Source organism: Luteitalea sp. TBR-22, assembly GCF_016865485.1.
Classification (GTDB): domain Bacteria; phylum Acidobacteriota; class Vicinamibacteria; order Vicinamibacterales; family Vicinamibacteraceae; genus Luteitalea.
Window position 1 is genome coordinate 4,404,295 of record NZ_AP024452.1, and the last position, 24,671, is coordinate 4,428,965.

Genomic DNA, 24,671 nt, shown 5'->3' on the forward strand with positions numbered 1-24,671 from the left:
CCCTTCCACGCGCCGGGCGTCACACGAAAGAGAGTCCCGTGCGTCGATCCGTGTCCCTTCTGGGGCTGGTGCTGGTCGCCGGCCTCGGCCTCGCGCTCTCGGCCCAGGAACCGGTCGCCACGCGCAGCCCGCGCGCCGAGCTTTCGGCGCGGCTGCGCGCCGCCGCCAGCCTCGGCACCGATTACGTCCCCGGCCGCGTCCTGGTGAAGTTCCGCCCGGGGCTGCCCACCCAGGCACAGACGTCGGCCATCACCATGGCGCTGCCGGGCATGGCCACGCAGTTGCGGCCCGGGGCGGCGTGGGCCGACTTCGACGTGCTCGAGGTGCCGCTCGACGCCGACGTGCCCGCCGTGGCGGAGGCCCTGGCGGCACGGCCGGAGATCGAGTTCGCGGAGCCCGACGGCCTGCACCGCCCTGAGGTGACGCCCACCGATCCGTCGTACTCGCGGCAGTGGCACATGAAGGCCATGAACCTCGAGCGCGCCTGGGACATCAACCCCGGCGCCCGCGACGTCGTCGTGGCGGTCATCGACAGCGGCCTGGCGATGGCCAACGACGTGCTGCGGTTCCCGCGCTACTTCAACGGGCGGCTGCAGATCGTCGACGTGCCGTTCGCGCGCGCCACCGACATCGCCCCTGCCGGGCGCCTCGTGTCGCCCTACGACTTCATGTACGAGGACGACCTGCCCTACGACATGGACGGGCACGGGACGCACGTGGCCGGCACCGTGGGCCAGCAGGCCAACAGCGAGAGCGGCGTCGGCGTGGCCTACAACGCGCGGCTGATGCCGCTGAAGGTCTGCCTCGGCGAGTGGGAGGTGCTCTTTGCGCTGGCCGAGGACGGCGTCTCGACGCTGCCGTCGCAGTTCCTCGGCGGCGTGTGCTTCGCGTCGGACGAGGCCCGCGCCCTCCGGTACGCCGCCGACAACGGCGCGAAGGTGGCCAACCTCAGTATCGGGGGCACGTCGCCGTCGGCGGCGGTGCAGAGCGCGCTGCAGTACGCCGTCTCGCGGGGCATGTTCGTGGCCGTGTCGGGGGGCAACCGCTTCGAGGAAGGCAACCAGCGCGGCTACCCGGCGTCGTACGCCAAGGACATCGCGGGCGTGATGGCCGTGGCGGCCGTGGGCCAGGATCTCAATCGCGCCTACTACTCGTCGACGGGCGACTACATCGAGATCGCTGCGCCGGGCGGCAACACGCGCGTCGGCGGTGCCGCGGGCCGCATCTGGCAACAGACGTACCGCGCGTCGGGCTATGCGCTCAACCAGCTCGCGCCGCGCTTCGACCTGATCGAGGACGACGCCTACCAGGGCACGTCGATGGCCTCGCCGCACGTCGCCGGCCTGGCGGCGCTGCTGTACGCACAGGGCATCCGCAACCCGGCGGCCATCGAGAGCGCGATCAGGCAGTTCGCGACCGATCGCGGCGCGACCGGTCGCGACGACGAGTACGGCAGCGGCCTGGCGGACGCACGCGCCACGCTGCGCGGATTGGGGATTGCCAAGTGAGCGCCCTGTTCAGGTCGTCCCTGCCTCTGGTGGTCCTCGCGGTTGCACTGGTCGCGGCGCCGGCGCGCGCACAGGAACCCTCGCCACCGCCCGCCGCGCCGGCCTCCCCCGTCGACGCCCCCGCGCGCTCGCCGGAAGACGAAGCGGCGGCGCCAGCGCCTGGGGATCCGCAGCCAGCCGACGAGGCCCCAGCGCCGAAGAAGCGCGGCGTGCAGGTCCGCGCCCGCGTGTTCGGGCTGGTCGGCTTCCAGTCGTTCACGGCGGCCGACAGCTTCGCCGCCGTGCTCGACACCTCGAGCGGACCGGTGTTCGGCGGCGGTGGTGGCATGCTGCTCGGTCGCAACCTCTTCGTCGACGTCAGCGTGTCGCGCTTCTCCGCCGACGGGACGCGCGTCTTCGTGACCGACAGCGGCGAGGTGCTCGACCTCGGCATCGCGACGCAGGTGACGGTGACGCCGATGGACGTGTCCATCGGCTGGCGGTTCGCCGGCGCTCCGAAGCCCGGTCCGACGGGCAAGCCACGGTTCAGGCCCGTGCCCTTCGCCGGCGGCGGGTTCGGGCTCCAGAACTACGAGGAGACATCCGAGTTCGCCTCGTCGGGCGACGACACGTCGGACTCGCACGGCAGCTACCACGTCCTCGGCGGCATGGAGTTGCCGTTCAGCCGGCGGCTCGGGGTGTCGGCAGACGTGATCTACCGCTGGGTGCCCGATGCCATCGGCAGCGGCGGCGTGTCGGCGTACTACAAGGAAACCGACCTGGGCGGCGCGCAGGTGCGGGTCCGGGTGCTGTTCACCTTCTGATCACGCCGGAGGACCCGATGACCGACGCGGGGGACACGTGCCGAGAGGTCTAGGTGCCGCCCCTGACCGGCGCGCAGGACGGCGGCAGGCGCCCCCTGCCGCGGTCGGCGACAAGTCGTTCGCGGCCCGGGTCCACGACGCGGTGCGCGCCATCCCGCCGGGGCGCGTGGCGACGTATGGCGACGTGGCCGCGGCGGCCGGCCGGCCACGAGCCGCACGGGCCGTCGGCACCCTGATGGCCAACGGCACGCCGCGCCAGCTCCCCGCCCACCGGGTCGTCGCCGCCGGCGGCGCCCTGGGTGGCTACGGCGGCCACGAATCGGAGAAGGCTGCCCTCCTCCGCGCCGAAGGCATCATCGTCGTCGGCCGACGCATCAGGAACTTCACAGCCGTCCGCTGGGAACCGTAGCCGACCGGCGCGGCGCGAACCCGTCCCGCGCGCCGCACGTACCATGAGCGACGCCGGGCAACGCCGGCGCACACCCTGCCGTCAAAGATGCCAGTGACGAGTCATGCCGCCGACGTGCGGCTCGCCGCCCGATGCCGCGCCGGAGATCTCGCGGCGTTCGAGGAGTTGTACCGGGCCCACAGCCCGCGACTCTACGCGGTGGCGTATCGCATGCTCGGCCATGCCCAGGATGCGGAAGACCTGCTCCAGGAGATATTCCTGCTGGCCTTCCGCAAGATGGACTCGTACAAGGGCGACGCGTCGCTCGGCACCTGGTTGTACCGCCTCGGGGTGAACGCCTGCCTCGACAGGCTGCGCAGCCGGGCGCGGCGCAACGAGCAGCAGACCGAGTGGCTCGACGACGAACTGCCGCCGGTGGCGGCGACCTCGGACGGCGGTCCGGGGCTGCTGCACCGGCTGGACCTCGAGCGGGCCTTGCGGGAGTTGCCGCCGGGGTGTCGCGCGGCCTTCCTGCTGCACGACGTGGAAGGGTTCGAGCATCGTGAAGTGGCGTCGATGCTGGGGATTGCCGAGGGGACATCGAAGTCGCAGGTGCACAAGGCGCGGGCGCGCCTGAGGCGCTTGCTGGGAGACGGGGCGGCCGCGGCGAGCCGCTCCATCCAGGGATGACCGACGGGGAGAACACACGCGTGACCTGCCAGGACGTGCCTCGGGCGCTCGACGCGCAGCTGACGGGCACGCTCGATCGGGCGGGGGCCGAGGCGCTGGACGCCCACCTCGCGACGTGCGGCGCCTGCCGGGCGGAGGTTGCCGCCGCGCGGCGGCTGCAGGCGGAGCTGCGGCTGCTGGGAGCGGAGGGCCCGTCGCCTCGGGCCTGGGAACGCATCGCCGAGCGGCTGGAAGCCGATCCCGAGTTCCAGCGACGGGCTGGCGCGGCGCTCGACGAGGCGCAGGCCCGTCGCGGATTCGACTGGCGGTGGGTCGCCCTGGCCGCGACGTTGGTGCTGGTGATCGCGGGGTCGCTGTTCATGATGCGCCGATCGCTCGGGCCGGCCCCGGCGCCGGCCGTGGCCACCGCGCCCTCGCCCGGCGGGGCGTCCGCGGCCGACCCGATGGCCACCATCGAGGGCGAGCTGGACCTGGCCGCCAAGCACTACGAGAACGCCATTGCCGGCCTCGAGAAGGTGGCGGCCGAGAGCGAGACGCCCCTGGATCCGACGCTCATGGCCACCGTGAAGGAGAACCTGGACGTGATCGACCGGGCCATCGACGACAGCCGGCAGGCGCTCCGGGCCGACCCGCAGAGCCAGCTGGCGCAGGAGAGCCTGTTCGACGCCTTCCGTCGCAAGGTGGCGCTGCTGCAGGACACCATCGCGCTGATGAACGAGATGCGCAAGGGCAACCCGTCGCGTGCGACGGAGATCGCCTCGGGACTGAACAAGGGATGACCACGATGACCGGGATCTGGCGAGGACTGATGTATGCGGGGGTGCTGGCGGCGAGCCAGCTGGGCCCCATCGGGGCGGTCAGCGCCCTCGAGGCGGCGCCGCTGCTGACCAGCGCCGGGCCCGAGCAGCCGGCCCCTCCGCCCCCGCCACCGCCCGCCCACCCGACGCCACGGTCGCGGGTCGAGGCTCGCGAGGCCCACGCCGCGCGTCAGGCGGCCGAGCGGGCGAGTTGGGTGGAGGCCGAGGCGCCGATCGTGCGCGCGTTCCGCGGCGGCGAGGGCGTCACCCTCGACCTGATGAACATGATCGGCGACGTGGTGGTGGTCGGCGGCGGCAAGGGACGCGAGGGCAAGCTGTCGATCGTCCGCCGGGTGCAGGGGCGGGGGCCGGACACCGAGGCGCTGCTGAAGTCGCTCGAGATCGACGTCAACGAGCACGCCAACCGGGTCGAGGTGCGCACGCGGCTGCCGCGAACCGAGTCCGAAGGCCGCTGGCGCGCCCGGGTGCGGACCGATTACGAGGTGGCGCTGCCCGCGGGCACGGCCCTCGAGCTCAAGAACATGAAGGGGAACGTGAAGGTCACCAACGTCGCCGGTGACGTGCGGGTGGAAGCCTATGCGGGCGACGTGGTGGCCGAGGCGCTGTCGCGCGTCCGCCTGCTGCGCAGCATGTCGGGCAGCGTGATGCTGTCGCGCAGCATCGTGGACGGCGAGGCCACCCTGCAGACCGTGAGCGGGGATGTGCTCGCGTCCGGCGTGAAGGCCTCCTCGCTCACGCTCGGCTCGGTGAGCGGCAACGTCGAGGTTCGGGATTCCTCATCGGATCGCACGCTGGTCCGGACCGTCAGCGGCGACATCGAGTTTGCCGGCGCGCCCCGCCGGGCCGGGCGATACGAGTTCAAGACCCACGGCGGCGACATCCTGGTGGTGGCACCGTCGTCGTCGGGCTTCGAATTCGAGGCGAGCACCTTCCGCGGCGACGTGCGGTCGGATCTGGCCAGCGTGCCGGCCGACGCCTCGGAGGGAGCGCGGCAGGTGCGGGGGACCGTGGGCGACGGTTCGGCCTTCTTCGAGCTCACCAGCTTCACCGGCGACATCCGCGTCATGAAGAAGGCGCCCGTCCGCTGAAGCCGGCATGGGGCCCGATGGCCGGATTACCCCCTTGGGTGGCCCCTGTGCGTATAATTGGGGCCGGACTTTCAGGAGGCACGGATGACGCGTAGAACGATGGCTGGTCTGACCGGTGTGTGCGCGGCGGGTGTGTTCGCCCTGCTGGCCACCACGGCTCCCTTGGCGGCCCAGCACAAGGCGCCGAACGCGCAGCCCGCGACGGCGGCGGCCGACACGGCGGCGCTGCCCACCGGGACGGTGTCGCTCGGCTCGGTCCGCCTGAGCCGTGCGGTCAAGGCCAACGGCGAGGCCCTGCCGGCCGGCAGCTATCAGGTTCGCCTGACAGGCGAGGAGCCGCCGGCTCCCACGGGCGCCACCAAGCCGTACGAGCGGTGGGTGGAGTTCGTGAAGGGCGGCAAGGTCGTCGGCCGCGAGGTCGTCAGCGTGGTCCCGCAGAGCGAGATCAAGAACGTCGCCAAGGGCGCCGGGCCTGCCTCGGGCGGCAGCAAGGTCGAACTGCTGCGCGGCAACGAGTACCTGCGGGTGTGGATCAACCGCGGCGGCACGCACTACCTGGTGCATCTGGTCGCGGCGTAGAACCCACGCCAGCCGAGATACCAAAGGCCGCTCCCTCGGGAGCGGCCTTTTTCGTTTCCGTTTCAGAACACCATCGCGTCGCGTCGGGCCTTCAGGGCGTCCACAGGAACGCCTGGCGCGGCGATCAGCGCCTCGAAGTCCGCGAACTTCCCCGCCGCCTTCCGCGCGGCGACGATGGCATCGGCGTCGGCGGGCGGCAGGTGGAGCACCTCGGCCAGTTCTGCTGCCGACGCGGAGTTCACGTTCACCCGCCCGAACTCGCCCACCAGGTAGCCGATGACGACGTCGTAGTCCTCGTCGGCGACGACGGCGCCACGCGCGATCATCTGCTCGATGAGCTCTTCCCACTGATTGCGGAAGCGACGGCCCTGCACCACGCGGTCCGAGGTGTGGCACTTGATGCACGTGCGCTTGAACTGCTCCGGAGGATCGGCGGGTTGCGTGACCTGGCCGACGGCGGTCATCGTCGCGGGCGCGGCGGCGGGCGCCGACGTCCACGCCACCGAGACCGTCCAGGCCAGACCCAGCATCACGGCCGCCCTGTGCACCGGCTGGCCGCTCTTCATGTGCCGTCCCCCCATCACGGGTTCATCACGAAGGCCGCCAGTCGGCTGCCCGCCCCGGCGACCACGTACTGACGTCCGTCGAGTTCGTAGGTGATCGGGCCGTTGGTCACGTTGCCGATGCGCGAATCCCACAGCGCCTGCCCGGTGGTCGCGTTGAAGGCCGCCAGGCCGTTGGCGCCGGACCCGAAGACGACGTTGCCTGCCGTCGACAGGAGCCCGGAATTGCCCCCGTAGCGGGGCACGCTCCAGCGGACCTTGCCGGTCTTGTAGTCGATCGCCTTCAACTGTCCCTGCTCGGCGTAGCCGCCGCGGTCGGTACCGCCCCACCCCATCGGGTTGTCGCTCGCGTCGTAGACGTACCAGACGCTGAAGGCACGCGAGGCGTTGACGTAGAAGAGGCCGGTCTGCGGGCTGAAGCTCGGCGAGAACCAGTTGGTGGCGCCGCCCTGGTTCGGCGTCACCAGGGCGCCTGCCACCTGTGGACGCTTGTCGGGGTTCGGGATCGGCTGGCCCTTCGCGTCGTAGCCCTTCGACCAGTTGGTCTTCACGTACTCGGCCGACACCAGGTTCTTGCCCGTCAGGCGGTCGAGGACGAAGAAGTGGCCGTTGCGCGCGGCGAGGGCCACGAGCTTGCGCGGCGCGCCGTTCACCGTGCCGTCGATCAGCACCGGCGTCTGGGTGGCGTCCCAGTCGTGCGTGTCGTGCGGCGAGGCCTGGAAGTACCACTTCATCTTGCCGGTGTCGGCGTCCAGTGCCACGAGCGACGCGGTGTACAGGTTCGCGCCCTCGCGGTTCTTGTAGGCCACCACCGGCTGCGGGTTGCCGGTGGTCACGTAGATCGTGTTCGTGTCGGGGTCGTAGGTGATCGGCTGCCAGGTCATGCCGCCGCCGTGCTGCGCCATGTCGAGGTTCGGCCAGGTGTCCAGGCCTGGGTCGCCCTCCTTCTGCGGCGTCACGTACCAGCGCCAGATCAGCGATCCGTCCGCGGGACTGCGCGCGTCGAGGTATGCCGGCTGGTCGAGGTCGTCGCCGCTGACGCCGACGATCAGCTTGTCCTTCACGACGACTGGCGCGACCGAGCCGTAGTAGACCATCTCGGTCGAGCAGTACTCGGTGAACCAGCGCTCCTTGCCCGTGGCGATGTCCAGCGCCACGAGGTTGCAGTCGGGCGTCACGAAGTACACCGAGTCGCCGAGGACGGCGACGCCGCGGTTGCCGATGTGGATGCCGCCGCGGTTGCGCGTCCAGGTGTAGTGCCAGATCTCGCGGCCGGTACGGGCCTCGACCGCATACGCGTGGTCGGGGATCGTGAAGTAGAGCACGCCGTCGACCTGCACCGGGGTGGCCTTGATGGTGCCGCCAGGGGACGGCAGGTCGTACAGCCACGCCAGGCTGAGGTGCTGCACGTTGCTGTCGGTGATCGACGTGAGCGTGCTGAACCGGCGGCCCGAGTAGTCGCCGTTGTAGGTCGGCCACGACGAGGTCGAGGGCTTCAGGATCTGCGCGACGGTGAGGCCGCCTTGCTGCGCGACCACGGTCGTGACCAGGCACGCGGCCGCGAGGAGCACGAGGACGAGGCGCTTCACTTGAGGGACTCCAGGTAGGCCACCAGATCGTGGATCTGGGTGTCGGTGATCACGTCGAGCAGGTCGATGTGTGCCTGCAGGGGGTTGACCGTCTGCACCGTCGTGCCCGGCACCTTGCGCACGGCGCGGACGCGGCCGTCGGCGAGGCGCAGCGTGACGAAGAAGTCGCTCTGCTCGAGCAGGACGCCGGAAACCGACTGCCCTCCTGGCGGCGTCACGGTGGCGGTGATCGCGTTCGGGTTCGGCCCGGCACCGGCGGCCGCCGCCCCGCGGCGCTGCGGCCCGCTGCCGGGGAACAGCATCCGCTGCTGGATGTCGACCGGCGCCGGGAAGCGCTTGCCGATCCCGGCCAGGCTCTTCGAGGTGGCGGTGTGGCAGGTCGCGCACTTGCCGGCGCCGTTGAAGTAGGCCTCGCCGGCCGCGCGATCGCCGACCAGGATGTCGCCGACGGTGAACACCGCCGACCCGCGCATCGTGTCGTTGACCCGCTGCCGCAGGAAGTGCGCGAGGGCGACCACATCGGCCTCGGAGAAGCTGGCACTCGGCGTGCCGCTCTGTGTCTTGTGCCCGGCCTTGAGGAAGGGTCCGAGTACGCTTCCTGCGACCGGCGCAGAGCGGTCGTAGTTCACCGTCTTCGTGCGGATGATGTTCGGCCCGCCGCCGTCGCCCCCACGCGCCTGCGTGCCGTGGCAGTCGACGCACTCGCGGGCCCAGATGGCGCGCCCGCGGTCGTGCGCCTCCTGGTCGACGACGGGCGTGCGCGGAATCTGCACCACCGGACCGTCGGCCCGGGGCATGGTGACCCGGATCTCCTGTGGCTGCTGGCCCGCGGGTGGCCCCTGCCGGGCCGAGACCGTCAGGCCCAGGCCGAGGGTGGCCACGACCGCCGCCACCATCAACGAACGCACGTTTCGCATGCACGCTCCCGAGAAGTTCACGTGACCTGTCCCTCGTCCCTCGAGACCCCTGTCCCTCGTCCCTTGCAGCCCTCGTGACTCCTCGCTCGTCCCTGGTCGCCTGTTCAGAGGCTCATCACGTCGAACTGCTCGTGGTGCAGGTGCGCGTCGGGCCGCACGGTCACGCGACGGCCGACCACCTGTTCCACCTCGCGCAGCACGCCGCGTTCCTCGCCCTGCAACGCGTCGGCGATCTCGGGGTTCACGCGCAGCAGCACGCCGTTGCCGTCCATGTCGTGGCCCACCTTGCGCATCTCGTTGAGGATCTCCTGGCACACCGTCGCGCTCGACTTGATCGTGCCGCTGCCCGAGCAGTACGGGCACGTGTCGGTCATCAGGCGCTCCAGGCTCTGCTTGACGCGCTTGCGCGTGATGATGATGAGCCCGAAGTCGGAGACCTGGATCGCCTTGCTCGGCGCGCGGTCGCGGCGCAGCTCCTGCTCGAGCGTCTGGAAGACCTTCTGACGGTTCTTCTTGTCCTCCATGTCGATGAAGTCGAGGACGACGATGCCGCCCATGTCGCGCAGGCGCAGCTGCCGCACGATCTCCTTCACCGCCTCGAGGTTGGTCTTGAGGATCGTGTCCTCGAGCCGACCGGTGGTCTTCTTGCCGACGTAGCGGCCGGTGTTGACGTCGATGGCGACGAGCGCCTCGGTCTGGTTGATGACGATGTAGCCGCCCGACTTGAGCCACACCTTGCTGCGCAGCGCCTTGTCGATCTCGGTGCGGACGCCGTATTCCTCGAAGATCGGGAAGTCGCGCGTGTACAGCTTCACGCGCGGCAGCATCGCCGGCATGATCCGCTCGATGAGCGACGTGACGCGGCGGTGTTCCTCGGGCGAGTCGATGCGGATGACGCTGAACTCGTCGGTCAACAGGTCGCGCAGCAGCTTGGCGACCAGGCTCTGCTCGCGGTAGATGACGGCCGGCGAGCGCTGCGTCTCCGACTTGTGCTTGATCTCCTTCCACACCTGGTGGAAGTACTCGAGATCGCCGAGGATGTCGGCGTCGGGGCGGCTGGCGGCCGCCGTGCGGATGATGACGCCGCCGTTGAAGCCGTGCGCCTCGCGGAACTGCTTGACGATGCCGCGCAGGCGGGCCCGCTCCTCGCGCGACTCGATCTTGCGCGACACGCCGATGTGATCGACGGTCGGCATGAACACCAGGAACCGCCCGGGGATGGTGACGTGCGAGGTGATGCGGGCGCCCTTGGTGCCGATGGGCTCCTTGACCACCTGCACGAGGACGTCCTGCCCTTCCTTCAGCAGGTCCTCGATGTTGGGCTGCGCGGCACGTTCGAGCCGCTGCCGGCGGTCGCCGCCCTTTTGCGCGGCCTGCGCGCTGGCCTCGGCGCTGACCTCGCCGGCCGCCTCGATGCCGTCCTCGGCGGCATCCGCCGCGGCGTGGTCGGCGGCCGTCGTCGGCTCGTCGGGGTCGTCCTCGAGCGCCTCGGCCGGCGTGATCACGTCCGAGACGTAGAGGAACCCGTCACGCTCGAGGCCGAGGTCGATGAACGACGACTGCATGCCGGGCAGTACCTTCGACACCCGGCCCTTGTAGACGTTGCCGACGACGCCCTGCTGGCGCTCCCGCTCGATGAAGAACTCGACGACCTGGTCGTCCTCGAGAATCGCGACCGCGGTTTCGCGGTCGTTCGCGGAGACGATCATCTCCTTGGTCATGCACGGAACTCCCGGTGCCGGCCGCCGGCCTGGCGTGTGCCCGCGCGCGCCATCGGCGCGTCGGGGCCTGGTGCGCCGCCCGCGACCCGGAGGTCACGCCGAGCAGCCGCAGCACCAGGTGCCACACGATCAGGAAGGAGGAGGTCACCATCAATTGGCGAACCGCCGCATCCTCACGTTGAGGATGAAGCCGAAGCTCATGAGCGTGGCGATCATCGACGAGCCGCCGTAGCTCATCAGGGGCAAGGTGAGGCCCTTGACCGGCGCGAGGCCGGCCGACATCGCGATGTTGTAAATCACCTGGAAGGCAAAGCACGAGGCCAGGCCTACCACCAGGTAGGCCCCGATGCGGTCTCGGGCGAGCCGCGCCGCCTCCAGCGAGCGGAGCAGCACGAACAGGTACAGCCCGAGGGTGCCCAGCACCCCCAGGAAGCCGTGCTCCTCGGCGAGCACGGAGTAGACGAAGTCGTTGTGGGCGACCGGCAGGAACTTGTACTGGCCCTGTGTGCCGTTGAGGAACCCCTTGCCCGTGAGGCCGCCCGACCCCACGGTGATGCGGGCCTGGATCTGCTGGTAGCCCGCGCCGCGGGCATCCTGCGAGGGATCCAGGAACGTGACGACGCGCGATCGCTGGTAGTCCTTCAGGCCGTACGCCCAGGTGACGGGCGCGAGCAGGATGAACACCAGGACGGCGTAACCGACCAGGCGCATGCGCAGGCCCGCCGCGTAGGCGATGCCGCCGAGGACCGGCAGCAGCGTCACCGCGGATCCGAGGTCGGGCTGGCGTGCGATGAGGAGGAAGGGCAGGAGGAGCAACCCGCCGGCGATCGCGAGGTCGCCGGTGCGGAGCGCCGACAGCTTCTCCTGGCCGAACCACGTGGCCAGCAGGAGCGCCAGCGCCGCCTTGGCGAACTCCGACGGCTGCAGGTTGAAGACGACCAGCGAGATCCAGCGTCGCGACCCGCCCGCCACGACACCGAAGAAGAGCACGTAGAGCAGCAGCACGGCGACGCCGACGTAGAACACCGGCGCGTACTCCGACAGCGTGCGGTAGTCGATCAGCAGCACCAGCGCCATCGCCACCAGGCCGATGCCGCAGGCCGACAACTGCGTGTAGAACTCGCGGCCGACCCGCTCGCGGATCGGATCGTAGGTGGTGCTGTAGATCATCAGCAGCCCGACCGCGCACAGCAGAAGCACCGCGCCGAACAGGAACCAGTCGAGGTGCTTGTAGAGGCGTTGTTCGAACATCAGGCACGCCTCCGGGGAAGGGAGTCGGGAGTCGGGACTCGGGAGTCGGGAGTCGGGAGCCGGGACTCGGGAGCCGGAACTCGGGAGTCGGGCAGCCCGCACCGGGCACCGGGCACCGGGCGCCGGGCGCCGGGCAGGGCGCGGATTGCGGAACGCTGCTCGCCGATCCGGACGAGCCTCATCGCGCGCCTCCCGTCGAGGCGTGCGTGGGGGTGCTCGGCGTCGCGGCCACGGGTGCAGCCGGAGTCCGCGGCGGGGCGGGGCGCTGCGCCACCACGGTGGTGCCGGCAGCGCCGGGCGTGCCGGCCGGTGGTGGGCCGAGGGTGGGCAGCGGGCGGCCCTCCTCCTTGGCGAACCACGTCTCCATCATGAACTTGGCGATCGGCGCGGCGTTGAAGCCGTGCTCGGAGTGCTCGGCGAAGACCACGCCGGCAATCGTCGGGTTCTTCGCCGGGGCGAAGAACACGAACCAGCCATGGTCGCGCAGGTCGCGGTCGCCCTTGGCGCGCGCCTTCCCCTGGTTCGAGATCACCTGCGCGGTCCCCGTCTTGCCGCCCACGTCGTAGCCGACGATCCGGCCGCGGCCGCCGGTGCCCGCGCCGTTGACGACCATCCACAGGCCTTCGCGGACGACGTCGACGTTGGCCGGCTCCATCCCCAGTTCGTGCTGGCCTTCCGGGGCGGGCAACTGCTCCCAGCCCTTCCCGTTGTCGACCGCGCGCACCAGGTGCGGCACGATGCGCGTGCCGCCGTTGGCCACCGAGGCCATCATCACGGCCAGCGAGATCGGCGTCACCGACACCTGCCCCTGCCCGATCGACACCGAGATCGTCTCGCCCGCGTACCACTTCTCGCCGGTGCGCTGCTTCTTCCACGCCGTCGACGGGATGATGCCCCGGGTCTCGTGCGGCAGGTCGATGCCGCTCATCTCGCCGAGGCCGAGCGCGGTCGCCCACTTGTGGATCCGGTCGACGCCGAGGATGTTGCCCAGCGTGTAGAAGTACACGTTGCAGGACTTCTCGATCGCCTCCCGCATCGCGACCGACCCGTGACCACCGGCCTTGTGGCACTTGAAGAACCGTCCGTAGAACGAGGCGCCACCGCCGCAGAAGATCCGCGTGTCGGGAGTGATCACGTGTTCCTGCAACCCGGCCACCGCGACGGCGATCTTGAAGGTCGACCCGGGCGAGTACCGGCCCTGGATCGCCCGGTTGTTCAGCGGGCGCAGCGGGTCGGTGAGCAGGCCGTTCCACTCGGCGCGGCCGATGCCGGCCGCGAAGGCGTTCGGGTCGTAGGCCGGCAGGCTCGAGAGCGCGAGGACCTCGCCGGACCTGGGCGCCAGGGCGATCGCGGCGCCGCGGAACCCGTAGTGACGGAAGGCCTCCTCGGCGGCGCGCTGCACGTCGGCGTCGATGGTCAGTTGCAGGCGACGGCCTTCGACCGGCTCCTCTTCGCCGAGCACGTCGATCTCGCGGCCGCGGCTGTTGACGACCACGTGACGCGCGCCGTCGCTGCCCATCAGCAACGGGTTGTAGGTCTGCTCGACGCCGGCCTGCCCGACGATGGCGCCGCCCGGGATCTCGCGATACTCGGGGCGCGCCAGTTGCGCGTCGGTGACCTCGCCGACGTACCCGATCAGGTGCGCGGCCATCGACTCGGACGGGTAGCGGCGGGTCGGCGTCTTCTCGACGATCACGCCGGGCAACTCGAGGCGGTGGGCGGCGACGGCGGCAATCTGCGCCTCGGTGACGTTGCGAATCACCACCGTCGGCCGGTAGGTCGGCAGCCGCTTGCTGCGCTCGAGGGCCTCGCTGATCGACTCGATGGGCGTGCCGGTCAACTGCGCGACCAGGCGGGTGGTGCGCGCCAGGTCGGACACCTGCTCGCGGACGATGGAGATGTTGAAGGCGTAGCGGTTCTCGACGAGGACGGCGCCGCGCCGGTCGAAGAGCACCCCACGCGGCGCCTGCAGGGGCAGCGCGCGCTGGTGGTTGTTCTCCGCCATCTCGAGGAACTGCTGGTGCCGGGCGACCTGGAAGTACCAGAACGCGATCGCCAGCACGAGGAACACCGCGGCGAGGCTCCACTGGAGCACGCGCAGGCGCAACGGCAGGTTCAGGCGTTCCTCGGCGATCATGCTCGACCCGTCTTCACGGCGCGCTCAGCGCGCCAGCCTTCGTCGTCCCTCGTGGCGCCGCGTGTACTGGCGCCGGCGCCACCACTCGGGTCCTCGCTCGATGGCCTGGGTGGCGACCACGCCGACCAGCGCATTGAGCAGGCTCTGCACCAGGATCTGCCGCCAGGGCCGCCCGATGCCGTGTCTCTCTATCATCGCGTAGAGCCCGAGGAAACACACCCCGTGCAGCCACGTCATGGCGAAGAACACCACGCCACGGGGGATGATCCCGCTCACGATGAACTGCGTGGCCACCACCCCGGCCACGAAGCCGGCCAGCGTCTTGGCCAGCCCGGCCACGCCCAGCACGCCGCCCGACAGCGCGTCCTGACAGAGCCCGGCGACCGTGCCGGCCACCAGGCCGGCGGTGGGGCCGAAGAAGATCGCGGTGCCGACCACCACCACCAGCACCAGGTCCATCGCGATCAGGCGGCCGAACAGCTGGTAGCCGACCACCGTCTGCAGCATCAGCGCGGCGAGCAGCGCTGCCCCCACCGACAGCAGGCGCGTCATGGGACGGGCCCGGCCGGCGTCGCCGGCACGCTGGGGGCACCGACGGTCCCGGCCGGTCCCACCGGTGCCGCCTGGGTCTGGGGTGGCGCCACGGTGGGCGACGCCCCGCCGCTGGCCTCACCGCGCCCCTCTCGGGCCCCGGCGCCGGGCGCGTTGGACGCGGGCGCCGTGCCGGCATCGGGACGGGCCGGCTGCGGCCCGGTGACCAGCAACACCGTGTCCAGCGAGGAGAAGTCCACCGACGGCCGGATAGCGATCAGGCGGTACAGGCCCGACCCGCGCTCGGCACGCTCGACCCGCCCCAGCACGAAGCCGCGGGGATAGATGCCGTCCAGGCCCGACGTCATGACCAGGTCGCCCGGCGTGACGTCGGCCAGGTTGGACACGTACTCCATCCGCAGCGGCAGGTCGGTGTCGGCGCTGGCGCCGACCACGACGCCACCGGCGCCGTTGCGCTCGATCACGCCGCCGGCGCCCGCGTTGCGGTCGATGATCAGCTGCACCTTGGCGGCATGCGCCGCCGGTTCGTCGATCACCCGTCCGACGACGCCGAGCGGCGAGAGCACCGCCATGTCGCGCCGGACGCCGTCGGAGGCGCCCTTGTCGATGGTCACGGTGCGGAATGCCGCGGCGGGGTCGGCCGCGATCACCCGCGCCGCCATCGTCGCGGGCAGCTCGGTGCGCTGCAGCTGCAGCAGGCGCTCGAGCTGCTCGGTGCGACGGGCCTGGGCAGTGGCGTGCTGCAGCTGGACACCGAGCCGATCGAGCTGCAGCTGCAGGGCGTCGGCGCGGGCGCGGTGCCCGCGCAGCGCCACGTAGTTCCCCCAGGCGCCGGTGATCCCCTGCGTCACCCACGACGTCAGCGCCTGCACCCGCGACAGGGCGCCGAACATCGTCGTCTCGAGCACGCTGGCGCCCGTCTGCGAGCTCACCTGCGCCGAGATCAGCAACAGGTGCCCGAGCAGCGCCGCCACCAGCAGGTAGCCGGTGCGCTTCTGGAACTCGAGGACGGGACCGCGGTCGTTGGTCAGCACGACTGCACAGGGACGGGAGTCGGGAGTCGGGAGTCGGGAGTCGGCATACGGGATGCGTCAGGTGCACCGGGACAGAGCCCGCTGCACGCCGCCCTTCGGCGACTCCCGATTCCCGCTTCCCGATTCCCGAGGTCTGTCATCAATCGATCGAAATCTTCCTGAGCAGATTGAAGTCCGACAGCATGCGGCCGGCGCCGAGCACCACGGTGGACAGCGGGTCCTCCGCCATCGCGACGGGCAGGCCGGTCTCCTCGCGGAGACGCTTGTCGAGGTTCTTGAGCAGCGATCCGCCGCCGGTGAGCACGATGCCGCGGTCGACGATGTCGGCCGACAGTTCGGGGGGCGTGCGCTCGAGCGCGATGCGCACGGCGTCGACGATGACGTTGACGGTCTCGGCAAGCGCCCCGCGGATCTCGCTGTCGCTGATGGTGATGGTCTTGGGCACGCCCTCCACGAGGTGGCGTCCCTTGATCTCCATCTCCCGCGGGTCCTCGAGCGGGAAGGCCGAGCCGAGTTCCATCTTGATCTGCTCGGCGGTGCGCTCGCCGATCAGCAGGTTGTAGGTCTTCTTGATGTACTGGATGATCGCCTCGTCCATCTCGTTGCCGGCCACCCGCACCGCCTTGCTGTAGACGATGCCGGCCAGCGAGATGACGGCGATGTCGGTGGTGCCGCCGCCGATGTCGACGATCATGTTGCCGGAGGGCTCGGTGATCGGCATGCCGGCGCCGATCGCCGCCGCCATCGCCTCCTCGACCAGGTGCACCTCGCTCGCCTTGGCGCGATAGGCGCTGTCCTTCACCGCGCGCTTCTCCACCTGCGTGATCTCGCTCGGCACGCCGATGACGATCCGCGGGCGCACCCACACGTTGCGGTTGTGCGCCTTCTTGATGAAGTACGTGAGCATCTTCTCGGTGACCTCGAAGTCGGCGATGACGCCGTCCTTCATCGGCTTGATGGCCACGATGTTGCCGGGCGTGCGCCCGAGCATGTCCTTGGCTTCCTTGCCGACGGCCTCGATGCGGCCGTTCACCTTGTTGATGGCGACGATGGAGGGCTCGTTGACGACGATCCCCTTGCCGCGGGCGTACACGCACGTGTTGGCGGTGCCCAGGTCGATGGCAAGGTCGCTCGAGAACAACGAGAACAGGGAACGCAGGCTCACTCGGTGGTACTCCTCTTGGGACGGCCGGCTGCAGCAGCCGGCCCTGTCATCGTGTCGGGCCGTGCTGCCCTGCCGAGCAGCACGGCCCTGATGCCGTTGCGGCCGTGACGCTTGACCCAGTACATCGCCTCGTCGGCGGTCCTGATCAGGTCGGCGGCCGTGAATGTCGGGCGCCTCAGGGTGGCCACGCCGACCGAGACGGTCAGGCGCAGGTCCAGCCCGTGGGCGGCCAGGAACTTCTCCGCGGCGACGCGCTGCTGGATGCGGCGGGCGACGCCACCAGCGTCGCGGGCGCCGGTGTCGGGCAGCACCACCACGAACTCGTCGCCGCCGTAACGCACGGCGGTATCGGTCTGGCGGACGCAGGCCCGCAGCAGGTGCCCCACGTCCACGAGCGCTCGGCTGCCCATCAGGTGGCCATGGCGATCGTTGACCCGCTTGAAGGCGTCGAGATCCAGGAACACCAGCGACAGCGGGCGCCTCGTGCGCGCCAACCGCGAGAGTTCGCGCTCGACCGTCTGCTGCAGGTGCCGGGCGTTGTACAGGCCCGTCAAATCGTCGATGGCCGCCAGTTCCCGCAGGCGGTCGAGTTGGCGCACGCGCGCCAGCGCCAGCCCGACGGGTCCGAGCACGTCCTCCTCGAGCATCGTCGCCACGGTGCCCACGTCGGGCGGGCGGGGCGCCGGCGCGTCGTCAATCCCGACGATCACTCCTGCCACTTCTTCTCGGCCGCGGACGACCCACGCGACAGCCGCCGCGTCGGGCCCGGTGCCGAGCGCGGCCCGGATGGACCCGGCGCTCCAGTGGCCGTCGGGGGTCTTCAGGGCGGCGTCGGCGATGGCCAGGGCGGCCTGTCCCGGGCGACGGCGAGGAGCCGGACCTGCCACCAGCTCGAGCCCATGGCGCCCCGGAACGACGATGGCCCAGGCCTGCAGCGGCAGCCATTCCGACACCCTGTCGACGACAAACCGTGCAAGAGCTGGCGCCGTTTCGGGCTGCTGAAGCGCCAGCCACCAGGCGTGCAGGGCCTCGCGGGACGCGAGCGCACGACGTGCGGCGCGGGGCAGGCGAGGCAGACCAAGGGCCAGGTTCACGGGGTCGATACTCGGGGCGTCTGGAGGGGCAGGCGGGTGTCTCGAAAGATCACGAACCGGCCACCATCATAGCCTTGCACATCCAGTGCCGTATAATGGCGGGTCTTTGTGCTGACGTCGGTCAGCCCCCCGGAGAACGACTGTATGACCATGCTCGACCGGATGCGTCGCCACCAGGGGTGGCTCAAGTGGAGCCTCGGACTCGTGGTGCTCACATTCGTGTTCTTCTACGTGCCCGATTTCCTGGGCACCCGGAACAGTGGCGCCACGGGAACCCCGGGTGACGCGGTGGCCACCGTCCAGGGGCGTCCCATCACCGTGGCCGACTTCACGCGGGCGTACAACGCGCAGATGGCGCAGTTCCGCAACGCGTACGGCGGCAACATGAGCACCGCGATGCTGCGGCAGCTCGGCCTCGACCGCCAGGTGCTGCAGCAGATGATCGACCAGGAGGCCGTGCTGGCCGAAGCGACGCGCCTGGGCATCACCGCGAGCGACGCCGAGGTCCGCGAGCGGATCATGAGCATCCCGGCCTTCCAGGAGAACGGGCAGTTCATCGGCGAGCAGCGCTACCGCCAGTTGCTGCGCCTGCAACGGCCGCCGATCACGGCCGCGCAGTTCGAGGACGAGATTCGCAACAGCGTCATCCTCGACAAGATGCGCGCGACGCTGACCGAGTGGATCACCGTCTCGGACGCCGATGCCGACGCCGAGTACAAGCGCCGCACCGAGAAGGTGACGCTGGAGCTGGTGTCATTCCCCACGGTCTCGTTCCTCGACCAGGTGCAGGTGACCGACGCCGACGTGAGCGCCTGGTTCGACAAGAACAAGGAGACCTACCGGATCGGCGAGCGCCGGAAGGTGAAGTACCTGCTGCTCGACGTGCAGGCGATTCGCCAGAACATCACCGTGCCCGAGCAGGACATCCAGCGCGCGTACCGCCAGAACATCGACCAGTACACGCAGACCGAGCAGGTCCGCGCCAGCCACATCCTGCTGAGCACGGAAGGCAAGGACGAGGCCGCAGTCAAGGCGAAGGCCGAGGACCTGCTGAAGCAGCTCAAGGGCGGCGCCGACTTCGCGACGCTGGCCAAGGCGAACTCGAACGACCCGGCCAGCGCCTCCAAGGGCGGCGACCTCGACTACTTCGGCAAGGGCCGCATGGTGCCCGAGTTCGAGGCCGTGGCGTTCACGCTGCCGGTCGGCCAGTTGAGCGAACTGGTCCGGACCCAGTACGGGTTCCACATCATCAAGGTGATTGACAGGAAGGCCGCCGAGGTGCAGCCGCTCGACGCGGTGCGGCCGCAGATCACCGAGCAGCTCAAGTTCGAACGCGCCCAGACGCGCGTGCAGGACCTCGCCACGGCCATCGCGGCCGAGGTCAAGACGCCAGCGGACCTCGACAAGGCGGCCCGCACGCGTGGTCTGAAGGTGCAGGAATCGCCGCTGTTCACGCGCACCGAGCCGATCCCCGGGCTCGGCGCCTCGCCCGAGGTGTCGGAGGCCGCGTTCGCGCTCGAGCAGGGCAAGGTGAGCGGGCCGCTGCGCACCGGTACCGGCGTGGCGTTCCTGACGGTGACCGGCAGCGAGGCCGCCCGCGTGCCGGCGCTGTCGGAGGTCAAGGACCGCGCGACCAACGACCTGAAGCGCAAGAAGGCGCAGGATCTGGCCAAGGCCAAGGCGCAGGCCACCGCGACCGCGCTGAAGGCGGCAGCCGATTTCGGCGCCGCGGCGAAGGCGGCGGGCCTCACGGTGCGCAACGCCGACGGCATCGTGCGCGGCGCGGCGATTCCCGAGGTGGGACCGAGCCCGGCGGTCGACCAGGTGGCCTTCTCGGCCCCCGTGGGCAGCGTGAGCGACCCGATTCCGACGCCCAACGGCGCGGTGGTGGTGAAGGTGGTGAGCCGGGCCGACGTGCCGGCCGCCGACCTGGCCAAGAACCGCGACGCGATCCGGCGTGAGCTCGCCTCGCAGAAGCGGGCGCAGTTCTTCGCCAGCTACATGACCAAGGCCAAGCAGGGCATGGGCATCAACATCGACCAGGCCGTGCTGCAGCGCTTGACCACGTAGGGAGCGCGGATCGGGATTCGCGCAACGCGGATCGGAAAAGGGGCGGGAGCCTGACGGCTCACCGCCCCCTTTTTTTGTACGGCGTCCGGGGAACGCCTTCGGACCGTCGACCTGGCCCGTTACTGTCGATCTCGGATGCCCAACCCGATCCGCGATCCCCGATTACCGCACGAACACCCACGGCAACAGCGCGAGCGCCTCGCCGCGGCGGAGCATCTTCAGCGGGCGGCGCACGGCGGCGAGGGTCTCGCGGTCCTGCTGGCTCAGGAGCGCCTCGCCCAGGCTGGCGCGCATCGACTGGGTGCCGCCCAGCGTCGCCGACAGCGCCTCGATCACCGACGGACGCGGCGGGTAGGTCACCAATTGCACGGCGACGTCCTTGCCGATGCCGGCGCGCTGCTGCGCGATGGCGATGGCCCGCGGCAGCCCCCCGAGTTCGTCGACCAGCCCGCGCTCCCGCGCCTGCCGCCCGGTCCACACGCGGCCCTGCGCGATTGCGTCGATCTTCTCGGGCGTCGAGGAGCGGGACTCGGCGACCTTCTCCACGAACTGGTCGTAGAAGGCCTGCATCTGCTCCTCGACCTTGACCCGTTCCTCGGGGGTGAACGGGCGGGCGCCCGAGTACATCTCGGCGTACTTGCCCTCGCTCACCGATTCGATGTTCATCCCCAGCTTGTTGTACGTGCCGCCGACGACGAACTTGCCCGAGAAGATGCCGATCGAGCCGGTGAGCGTGCCCGGTTGGGCGACGATCACGTGTCCGGGCATCGCGATGTAGTACCCCCCCGAGGCTGCCAGGTCCGACATCGAGACGACCAGCGGCTTGCGGGCCCGCAACAGCATCAGCTCGCGCCAGATCACGTCGGAGGCCACCGTCGACCCGCCAGGGCTGTCGATCCGCAGGACCGCCGCCTTGATGCTGTCGTCGTTGCGCACCTCGCGGATGTATTCGGTGAGCTTGTCGGAGCCGACCTCGGTCCCCGTCGCCCCCGTGCCGCCCGCCCCCGTCACGATCGTGCCCACCGCATACAGGACGGCCACCTTGGGCGCCGTCAGCGCGGCGCGCGTCGCGGGCATCACGGTGAGGTACTGCTCCAGCGGCAGTTCCTTGAAGCGATCGCCGAGGCCGCTGGTCTTGCCGATCTCGTCGAAGTACGCCACGTCGTCGACAAGCCCGTGCGAGAGCGCGGCCTCGGGCAGCATCGGGCCCTCGTCGATCAGCGTGCGCACCTCGTCGACGGTCTTCTTGCGGGCGCTGGCGACGACCCCGATCAACTGCTCGAAGGCGTCATGGTTGAGCGACTCGGTCATCTCGCGGTGCGCCGGCGTGAAGCCCTTCTCCGTGAAGGTGTTGACCGCGGTCTTGTAATCGCCGATGTGCAGCAGGTCGGGCTTGGCCCCGACCATGTCGAAGGTGCCGCGGAGGAAGACCTGGTAGCTCGCCAGGCCCGTGAGGTTGAGCTGCCCCGGCGGCACCAGGACGACGCGGGTGGCCGCCGACGCCAGCACGTACTCGCGGTCCCCCGCCGACTCGAGGAACGCCACGAGCGGCTTGCCGGAGGAGCGGAAATCGACCAGGGCGTCGCGCAGTTCCTGCACCTTGCCCCAGAGGGCCGGGGCGTCGATCGGCCTGAGCAGCACGCCGGTGACCCGCGGGTCGGTCTTGGCCGCGCGCAGGGCGTCGGTGATGCTCCGGACCGTCACTGGCTCGTGCATCAGCGCGTCGAACGGATTGGTCGAAATCTCGTCGAGGTCGCCCTGTATCTTCAGCACCAGGACGCCCTTGTCGGGCACCCCCGGGGGCCGGCTGAACGCGACCCAGGAGAACGCCACCAGCGCGGCCGACAGGAGCACGGCACACACCAGCAGGAAGACCACCACCCAGATGCCTCGTCGCACAGCCACGCGTCGTTCCTCGCCGGAAAGCGGCGCCCACCACGAAGGCGCCTGATGTCTCGGGGTCCCTGGCAAGGAGCATAGCACCCGCATTTCGCTTCCCTCTTCCGCTGCGACGCGAGGTGCGTTATACTCCGGCGTCTGTGACCGGCCCGGTCACACGCCCCTTGCGGAAGTGGCGGAATTGGCAGACGCGCAGGTCTCAGGAACCTGTCGGGGCAACTCGGTGAGGGTTCAAGTCCCTCCTTCCGCACCAACACCACAGCAGTAGCGAGTCAAGGTGCCCACCGGCACCTTTTTTCGTCTTGTTTCCTTACAGCGATTTGCAAAGGCTGACACGGCGGACGCCAGGCACGCCGTCCCCGGCGTGTTTCTGTAGGCATGTCTCTTGCGTCTAATGGGGTGTCCTGCGCCTCCGCGCCGGACAGGAGACAACCCGATGCGCATGCTCCCTCAGCGCCGCCGAGTCCTCTGGAAACTCTTCCGTGCCGGTCACGCCGTGCGGTGTGACGTCTCACCGCACCCGTTCGGCATGGAACTCCGCTACCTGGTCAACAACAAGCCGGTGATGAGCCGCGTCTTCGAGGAGTGGGATGCGCTCGAGCACGCCGCTGCCGCGTGGTGCGAAGGCCTGCTGATCCGCGGCTGGCGGACTGCCAACGCCCTGGACGGCGACGCCGCCCGCGCCGCTTCCTAGACTCCGGCGCCCCGACGCCTTCGACGCGCAGGCACGGCCGAGCTGAGTCGAAGGGCTGCTACACTCGCCGCATGAGCGTGGCAGGCGGTCCCTACGTCGCCCTGGCAGTCCTCTGCCAACGCATCGACCTGCAGCCCGACGGCACCGCCAACATCCTCGGCATCGTCGATGGCCTGGCCATCGACGACCCCACGGAACCGGGGACTCCCCCGCTCGTCCTCAACGTCCGCGCCCTCATTGCCCTCAGGGGCGGCAGTGTCCGCGGGTCCAGGATCCTCACCCTGCGGGGCTGGTTCCCGTCCGGCGCCGAGGGACTCGCCTCCGACACCGTCGTCGTCTTCTCGGACGAACGGCCGGCCATCACCCTGAACGTGCCGCTGGAACTCGAGTTGCCCGAGATCGGCACCTACGTGTTCGACGTGCTCTGTGACGGCGAGTTGCTGACCGCCATCACCCTCGACGTCGTGCAGCGCTAGGCGCGGCCGTCCTCATCCGGCCCGTCCGCGTTCGGCGTTCCGCGTTCGGCGTTCAGGAATCCTACTGACAGGTGGCGGGCGGTTTGGGCGGATCGGCCGTGTCTGCCGAGCGCACCGACAGGAACTGCACCTTTGGCGGCACGATGGGCGCCAGCGTGATCGCGACACGCAGAGCACCCCGCTCGCACGGCATCACCCACTCGCCTCGAAGTGCGTTCTCGACAAGGAACGGTCCGTCGGCCCGACAGGCGCCATGCCTGGCAGTCAGCGCGGCGATCTCGGCTCGACGACGGTCCTTCGCGACGTCGAGGTACAGGTTGTTGGCGGCAATGCTGTCGGCCAGCCCGTCGTCCCACTTCTGGATGAGCCTGGTGACGTCGGCGCGCAGCCCGACCAGCGCCGGCAACGGAACGACGGGACGCGGCGCGAGCGCGCCCGTGCGGGCCAGCGCGTCGAGCGCGTTGTCGAACCGGGGCGACCAGGCCGTGTAGGTGAGCGACCCCATCGCGACGAGGCCGACGCCGTACTCGGGGAGCCAGCGCATCTGCGAGCCGAAGCCCGGGAGGCCGCCCGAGTGCGCCACCACGTGTCCGAACGCGCACGTCTGCGACACGCGCAGTCCGTAGCCGTACCCGCCCGACGACAGCGACGGTCCCGCCGGCGTCGACCGGACCACCGCGGGGGCCGGGCGCCAGACCTGCTGCATCTCGCGGCGCGAGGACCGCCGGAGCGGGCCGGCCTCGGCGCCGTCGCGAGCAGGCCAGGCGTCCATGTGCCACGCCACGTAGGCCGCCAGATCACGAAGCGAGGTCAGCATGCCGCCCATGGCCCCGAAGGCGCCATCGGGCAACGGCGGCTCTTCCTTCCAGCGCTCGTCCTCCCACCGATACCCGTGCGCGAGGCGCGCCGCGGGCACGACAGGCGCATCCAGGGTCGTGGCCGTCAGGCCGAGCGGCGCGAGGAGCCGCGTGCGCACGTAGTCGCGGTACGGCATGCCCGAGACGTTGGTGACGATGCGTCCGAGGATGGCGAAGCCGTAGTTGGAGTACTCGTACGCGAGCCCGGGCGGGGTCGAGAACGGAATGCCCTGCCGCATGAGAGCGTCCATCTGCGCGTCGGTCAGGGCGAGCTGCTGGTCGCCCCAGGGGTTGTCCTCGGGGAAGCCCGCGGCGTGTGTCAGGAGGTGGCGCACGGTGAGGCGCGGCGAGTCCGTGGTGGGATAGGCAAGCCCCTTCAGTTCGGGCACGTAGCGCTCGGCGGGATCGTCGAGCGCGAGCTTGCCCTCGTCGCGCAGCATGAGGATCGCTGCGGCCGTGAAGCTCTTGGTCATCGACGCGATGCGGAACACCGTGTCGGCGGTCACGGGCGCCTGCGTCGTGACGTCCTGCACGCCGAACGTGCCGGTGTGGACCAGTCGCCCGTCGACGATGACGCCCCAGGCCATGCCCGGCACATGGGCGGCGCGGGCGTAGTCGGTGAAGGCGCGGTCGATCTCGGGGAACGCGGGCGCGAGCGCCGCGACGCGATCCTGCGCGGCGGCCGGTGCCTGGGCCTCGGCAGGCCCGGCGACCGCGAGTGCCACCAGGGCCGCGAGCATCGCGCGGATCACCGCGTGCGCCATCACGCCTCCTTCGA

General features: G+C 70.4%; 22 protein-coding genes and 1 tRNA gene. 11 read left to right on the forward strand and 12 right to left on the reverse strand.

The genetic code is table 11. The annotated features are described in order from the left end of the window. Nucleotides 1-38: 38 nt before the first annotated feature. The 7 genes from TBR22_RS18430 (at nucleotide 39) to TBR22_RS18460 (ending at nucleotide 5,874) form a co-directional block, all read left to right on the forward strand. Nucleotides 39-1,508 carry a S8 family serine peptidase gene (locus tag TBR22_RS18430; RefSeq protein WP_239489317.1) on the forward strand — a complete coding sequence of 490 codons (1,470 nt, stop codon included), beginning with the start codon at nucleotides 39-41 and terminating at the stop codon, nucleotides 1,506-1,508. Next, nucleotides 1,505-2,311, forward strand: a complete 807-nt coding sequence (locus tag TBR22_RS18435) for a hypothetical protein (protein WP_239489318.1) — start codon at nucleotides 1,505-1,507, stop codon at nucleotides 2,309-2,311. Before TBR22_RS18430 ends, TBR22_RS18435 begins: the two co-directional genes overlap by 4 nt. Before the next feature lie 37 nt (nucleotides 2,312-2,348). Beyond that, on the forward strand, nucleotides 2,349-2,720 hold the full coding sequence (locus TBR22_RS18440) for an MGMT family protein (RefSeq protein WP_305068739.1): 372 nt from the start codon (nucleotides 2,349-2,351) through the stop codon (nucleotides 2,718-2,720). 87 nt (nucleotides 2,721-2,807) lie between these two features. Continuing rightward, nucleotides 2,808-3,389 (forward strand): RNA polymerase sigma factor, encoded by a 582-nt coding sequence (locus TBR22_RS18445; protein ID WP_239489320.1) that lies wholly within the window; start codon nucleotides 2,808-2,810, stop codon nucleotides 3,387-3,389. Beyond that, nucleotides 3,386-4,168 (forward strand): zf-HC2 domain-containing protein, encoded by a 783-nt coding sequence (locus tag TBR22_RS18450; protein WP_239489321.1) that lies wholly within the window; start codon nucleotides 3,386-3,388, stop codon nucleotides 4,166-4,168. Before TBR22_RS18445 ends, TBR22_RS18450 begins: the two co-directional genes overlap by 4 nt. Before the next feature lie 5 nt (nucleotides 4,169-4,173). After that, entirely contained in the window at nucleotides 4,174-5,295 is a 1,122-nt protein-coding gene (locus TBR22_RS18455) for a DUF4097 family beta strand repeat-containing protein (protein ID WP_239489322.1), read from the forward strand. Nucleotides 5,296-5,379: 84 nt separating this feature from the next. After that, nucleotides 5,380-5,874, forward strand: coding sequence for a hypothetical protein (locus TBR22_RS18460; protein WP_239489323.1), 495 nt, complete (start codon nucleotides 5,380-5,382; stop codon nucleotides 5,872-5,874). Nucleotides 5,875-5,936: 62 nt separating this feature from the next. Here TBR22_RS18460 and TBR22_RS18465 read toward each other — a convergent pair whose 3' ends face one another. The 10 genes from TBR22_RS18465 to TBR22_RS18510 all read right to left on the reverse strand — a co-directional run bounded on the left by TBR22_RS18465 (nucleotide 5,937) and on the right by TBR22_RS18510 (nucleotide 17,897). Continuing rightward, nucleotides 5,937-6,440: a helix-hairpin-helix domain-containing protein gene (locus TBR22_RS18465; protein WP_239489324.1), complete on the reverse strand. Its 504-nt coding sequence runs from the start codon at nucleotides 6,438-6,440 to the stop codon at nucleotides 5,937-5,939. A 14-nt stretch (nucleotides 6,441-6,454) separates the two neighbouring features. Next, entirely contained in the window at nucleotides 6,455-8,026 is a 1,572-nt protein-coding gene (locus tag TBR22_RS18470; RefSeq protein ID WP_239489325.1) for an acido-empty-quinoprotein group A, read from the reverse strand. Continuing rightward, a complete protein-coding gene (locus TBR22_RS18475; RefSeq protein ID WP_239489326.1) occupies nucleotides 8,023-8,943 on the reverse strand; it encodes a c-type cytochrome in 921 nt (306 codons plus the stop codon). Before TBR22_RS18475 ends, TBR22_RS18470 begins: the two co-directional genes overlap by 4 nt. 104 nt (nucleotides 8,944-9,047) lie before the next feature. After that, nucleotides 9,048-10,664 carry an Rne/Rng family ribonuclease gene (locus tag TBR22_RS18480; RefSeq protein ID WP_239489327.1) on the reverse strand — a complete coding sequence of 539 codons (1,617 nt, stop codon included), beginning with the start codon at nucleotides 10,662-10,664 and terminating at the stop codon, nucleotides 9,048-9,050. A 150-nt stretch (nucleotides 10,665-10,814) separates the two neighbouring features. Beyond that, nucleotides 10,815-11,915 (reverse strand): rod shape-determining protein RodA, encoded by a 1,101-nt coding sequence (rodA, locus tag TBR22_RS18485; RefSeq protein ID WP_239489328.1) that lies wholly within the window; start codon nucleotides 11,913-11,915, stop codon nucleotides 10,815-10,817. 178 nt (nucleotides 11,916-12,093) lie between these two features. Beyond that, nucleotides 12,094-14,052: a penicillin-binding protein 2 gene (mrdA, locus tag TBR22_RS18490; protein WP_239489329.1), complete on the reverse strand. Its 1,959-nt coding sequence runs from the start codon at nucleotides 14,050-14,052 to the stop codon at nucleotides 12,094-12,096. 24 nt (nucleotides 14,053-14,076) lie between these two features. Continuing rightward, nucleotides 14,077-14,604 carry a rod shape-determining protein MreD gene (mreD, locus tag TBR22_RS18495; RefSeq protein WP_239489330.1) on the reverse strand — a complete coding sequence of 176 codons (528 nt, stop codon included), beginning with the start codon at nucleotides 14,602-14,604 and terminating at the stop codon, nucleotides 14,077-14,079. Then, nucleotides 14,601-15,638 (reverse strand): rod shape-determining protein MreC, encoded by a 1,038-nt coding sequence (mreC, locus tag TBR22_RS18500; RefSeq protein ID WP_239489331.1) that lies wholly within the window; start codon nucleotides 15,636-15,638, stop codon nucleotides 14,601-14,603. Before mreC ends, mreD begins: the two co-directional genes overlap by 4 nt. A 139-nt stretch (nucleotides 15,639-15,777) precedes the next feature. Continuing rightward, the gene (locus tag TBR22_RS18505) at nucleotides 15,778-16,803 is read right to left on the reverse strand and encodes a rod shape-determining protein (protein ID WP_370651354.1); all 1,026 of its coding nucleotides are present in this window, start codon (nucleotides 16,801-16,803) and stop codon (nucleotides 15,778-15,780) included. Then, entirely contained in the window at nucleotides 16,800-17,897 is a 1,098-nt protein-coding gene (locus TBR22_RS18510) for a diguanylate cyclase (RefSeq protein ID WP_239489332.1), read from the reverse strand. The genes TBR22_RS18505 and TBR22_RS18510 overlap by 4 nt, the downstream gene beginning before the upstream one ends. A gap of 144 nt (nucleotides 17,898-18,041) precedes the next feature. Here TBR22_RS18510 and TBR22_RS26955 point away from each other — a divergent pair, with 144 nt between their 5' ends. Beyond that, entirely contained in the window at nucleotides 18,042-19,967 is a 1,926-nt protein-coding gene (locus TBR22_RS26955) for a peptidyl-prolyl cis-trans isomerase (RefSeq protein WP_370651355.1), read from the forward strand. Nucleotides 19,968-20,129: 162 nt separating this feature from the next. Here the strand turns inward: TBR22_RS26955 and sppA are convergent, their stop codons facing one another. Beyond that, nucleotides 20,130-21,872, reverse strand: coding sequence for a signal peptide peptidase SppA (gene sppA / locus TBR22_RS18530; protein WP_239489333.1), 1,743 nt, complete (start codon nucleotides 21,870-21,872; stop codon nucleotides 20,130-20,132). Between the two features lie 160 nt (nucleotides 21,873-22,032). On the opposite strand from sppA, the gene TBR22_RS18535 reads away from it, so the two are divergent. The 3 genes from TBR22_RS18535 to TBR22_RS18545 all read left to right on the forward strand — a co-directional run bounded on the left by TBR22_RS18535 (nucleotide 22,033) and on the right by TBR22_RS18545 (nucleotide 23,036). After that, a tRNA-Leu gene (locus TBR22_RS18535) sits at nucleotides 22,033-22,119 on the forward strand. A gap of 183 nt (nucleotides 22,120-22,302) precedes the next feature. After that, complete coding sequence (locus tag TBR22_RS18540) at nucleotides 22,303-22,560, forward strand: hypothetical protein (RefSeq protein ID WP_239489334.1); 258 nt, start codon at nucleotides 22,303-22,305, stop codon at nucleotides 22,558-22,560. Nucleotides 22,561-22,631: 71 nt separating this feature from the next. Next, entirely contained in the window at nucleotides 22,632-23,036 is a 405-nt protein-coding gene (locus TBR22_RS18545) for a hypothetical protein (protein WP_239489335.1), read from the forward strand. Between the two features lie 61 nt (nucleotides 23,037-23,097). Here the strand turns inward: TBR22_RS18545 and TBR22_RS18550 are convergent, their stop codons facing one another. Next, entirely contained in the window at nucleotides 23,098-24,657 is a 1,560-nt protein-coding gene (locus TBR22_RS18550) for a serine hydrolase (protein WP_239489336.1), read from the reverse strand. Between the last annotated feature and the right edge of the window lie 14 nt (nucleotides 24,658-24,671).